The organism is Deferribacterota bacterium (assembly GCA_034189185.1).
Lineage (GTDB): Bacteria > Chrysiogenota > Deferribacteres > Deferribacterales > UBA228 > UBA228.
Window position 1 is genome coordinate 1 of record JAXHVM010000282.1, and the last position, 1737, is coordinate 1737.

2 protein-coding genes are annotated in these 1737 nt (G+C 28.6%); both read right to left on the reverse strand.

The genetic code is table 11. The features are described from left to right. The coding region (locus SVN78_10905; protein MDY6822115.1) for an ABC transporter permease at positions 1 to 627 on the reverse strand (627 nt) is incomplete at its 3' end. Then, positions 624 to 1737: ABC transporter permease (locus tag SVN78_10910; GenBank protein MDY6822116.1), on the reverse strand; the 1114-nt coding region annotated here is incomplete at its 5' end. The genes SVN78_10910 and SVN78_10905, both read right to left, overlap by 4 nt.

Below are 1737 nucleotides of genomic sequence, written 5' to 3' on the forward strand. Positions count from 1 at the left end.
ATTTATTGGCACTAAAAGCATTAAATCCCATGTTCCTAAATCTCTTTCTCTTACAAAAACAGAAGCACTCAATATTAATGACAGAAGGGTTACAGCATATATTAGCTCTCTTAAGGAAAATAATGGAGCTGGTGATGCGTTAGGGTTAAATAACTTATGTATATCAAGCTCAACGGGAGTTCTTTCGCCACTATTTAGTTGAAAATCATTAATAATTTCGACAATGTATATATAAGCAAAATAGCTTATCGTTGCAATAGTTGAATCTAATAACAGCTGTATTTGCACAGGCTTGCCATCTGCAAATAATCTATCAAAATCTTCACTAAAAGCCATACCTACCATAATTTTTCTATTTTTTATATCCTTAAACATTTTATCTCTGCTTTTATAGTATATAACCTCTTTAAACTCAGGTGGATGTAGCTTTGACACAATCTTATTTACATATATTGAACCACCTTTTTCATCTAAAACGCCTACTTTTACATTTCTTGCATCAATATTAATACCTTGCCCCACTATATAAACATCAGCTAAGAAAATATAAAACATAAAGATAACTAAACCTTTTGACCTAAAAATATCTAACCATTCTTTTTGTATAATCTTAAAAAATTTTTTCATCTAATCTTTTTTTTCAATAGTAGATAATTTGCTACATAAATTATGAATATAAACAGAATTAAAATCATTAAGTACTTTTTAATTAGATCAGAAGAGAATCCATCGCCTACTAAAAAACAATCATACATTATCTTCACGTAATACATTATAGGATACGAATGAGATATATAATATGCTATACCTTCCATAGAGGAAATTGGCGAAGTAATACCTGAGTATAACAATCCTGGTATAACCGTTACAATAGCTGTCAATATAATAGCTGCAACTTGTGTATCTGTAACCTGAGAGACTAACATACCAATACCAATGCTTATTATTACAAATAAAAAAGATGAAATAATAAATAATGTATAGCTACCTTTAAAAGGCATATCAAAGGGATAAAAAGCTAGTATAAAAAGAATAAATACCGTAATAGAATTCACAAAGAAAGCTGGTATGACCTTTCCTAAGATAAATTGCCATTTTGATAAAGTAGATGTATAAAAATTAAATATAGTACCCTTTTCTTTTTCCTTTACAACCATTAACGCTGAAAACATTGCTGGAACCATTAAAATTATTAAAGCAATACAGCCAGGAATAACTGCCCACCTTGTTTTCATTGCTTGATTAAAAAGATATCTTGATTCAATTGAAACATTTGAAGATTCATAAGCAACATCACCAGAAAATTTTTGTAAAGCAGCTTTAACATAACCATCAATAGTTTTACTCATAACAGGAAATGTACCATCAATATAAACCCCAATATGGGGTACAGCACCCTTGACAAGCTGTTCTTCGAAACTTATTGGAACTATAATAAGTAAATCAATCTTATTATTTCTAATTTTCCATAGACCTTCGTTTAATGAAATATTTAATAATCTAGAATCAAAATACTTTGTATTAAAAAAATTCTCAATAAATTCTTCTGATAAAGGGGTTCTATCCCTATCAATTATAACAGTTCTTACATGTTCAGTATCCATATTCATACCAAAGCCCATTGTAAATAATGTTACAATTGGCAATAGATATGTTAATATTAATACCCTCTCTTTAAAATATTCAATAAACTCTTTAATGGCTAACGTATATATTTGAAGCATCTTTATAGAAATT